The 1671-nt window shown below is 65.9% G+C and carries 1 protein-coding gene; it reads left to right on the top strand.

Annotation, left to right across the window (positions count from 1 at the left end; all coding sequences use genetic code 11):
- Positions 1-1671: hypothetical protein (locus WCJ41_RS22120; RefSeq protein ID WP_336907991.1), on the top strand; the 1671-nt coding region annotated here is incomplete at both ends.

Raw genomic sequence — 1671 nt, 5'->3', positions numbered from 1 at the left:
AGGGCTTTGCCGCGCATGGCTATGACCTGGTGATCGCGGCCAATGTGCTGCATGCCACGCGCGATATCGGGGCAAGCCTTGGGCATTGCCGCAGGCTGCTTGCGCCCTCGGGCATTCTGGTTGCCCTTGAGGGGTTGAAGCCCCAGGGCTGGCTGGATCTGACCTTCGGGTTGCTGGAGGGATGGTGGCGCTTTGAAGACAGGTGGCGTGCCGATCATGCGTTGATGGGGGCATCCAGCTGGCGGTCTGTGCTGCCGGACGCTGGTTTCGATGGCGTGGAGGTGATCGCGGCGGACGGTGCGATGGCGGAGGACGCATCTCAGGGTGTGATTGTGGCGCAGGCGCCTTCGGTGGTGGAAGAGCCCCGTGGCCTGTGGCTGGTATTGGCGCCCGGGGACGGCGGCCACGTGCTGGCCACGGGCCTTGCCGCGCGCAACCAGCAGGTGATCTGGGTTGATCCGGCTGGCGGGGTGGCGGAAAAGCCGCTTTTGCCGGGTGTGCGGCAGGCCTTTGTCGAGCCGGCGCGCCGGGATGCCTGGCAGGCGCTACTCGCGGCGCTGTCCGATGATGTGCCGCTGGATGGCGTGGTGCATGGCGAGGCGCTTGGCGGGGCTGGTACAGAACTCTGGCCCGATACGGAGCGGCTGACGGCGAGCGCGCTGGCCCTGAGCCAGGCGCTGCAGGAAGCGGGTCAGTTCCCGCGCAAGGGCATGAGCTTCCTGACGCGGCGTGCAATCGTGACCGGCCAGGAGCCCGCGCCGGGCCTCCCGGGCGCGCCGCTGTGGGGCTTCGCCCGCAGCCTCGCCCAGGAAGTCCCGCAACTGGCTCCCCGCCTTATCGACCTCGACGCGCAGAACGCGGCCGAGGGCGCAGAGCCTCTCCCCCCGAGCCTCATCAACATCCTCCTCGATCCCGACAACGAAACCGAAACAGCCTTCCGAAACAATACCCGTCTCGCCAGCCGCCGTAAGGTGTTGCGATCCGAGAATGGGATTCGCGGCGTTTCCTTCGAGCTTTGTTGGCCGGTGGTCAGGCAGGTCGAAGTGAACAGTGACCTAGCGGGACTTGTGAAGCCGCGTAGAATGATTGTGCTGACGTCAGGGCCTGATCAGGTGGCGGACCATCTGGCGGATGCCTTGCGCAAGGCAGGTCACGCGGTTGAGACGTGTGCAACGGGGAGCCCTGGACATTGGATCGGAGAGGCCGAGAGAGACGGGCGACTTGGCGCTCTGGAGGAACTGTCTGGCATCACGTGGGTCGTGCCGCAGTCCAAAGGGATTTGCTCTGTTGATGTGGTCTTGCCGCCGGCTCTGGTGAACACTCTCCTGCTCATTCAGTCTGTCGAGGCAAGTCGTTTGCGGTTGCCTCTGGGCGTGTCGATTGTCACGCAGGGCGCGGTGGCAGCGGATGCGGGTGAACCATGTGATCCCGTCGCGGCGTCTATCTGGGGTCTTGTGCGCAGCCTGCAGAATGAGGTGCCTGATCTTGGATTGCGGCTGGTGGACGTTTCCGGCGCCGGGATGGACGTCCTTGCCCGTGTGCTTGGTGAGGAGGGGCCCGAGGCGCAGCTTGCGTTGCGCGGTTCCCGGCTCATGGCGCCGCGCCTTGATCGGGCCCGGCAGGTGCCTGCGAGCCAGCATGATGTTTCAATCGCCGGGTCCGCAAGCTATC

It is taken from the genome of Aestuariivirga sp. (genome assembly GCF_037139295.1).
In the GTDB taxonomy this organism is placed as follows: Bacteria; Pseudomonadota; Alphaproteobacteria; order Rhizobiales; family Aestuariivirgaceae; genus Aestuariivirga.
This window is presented reverse-complemented; position numbering and strand designations above follow the sequence as displayed.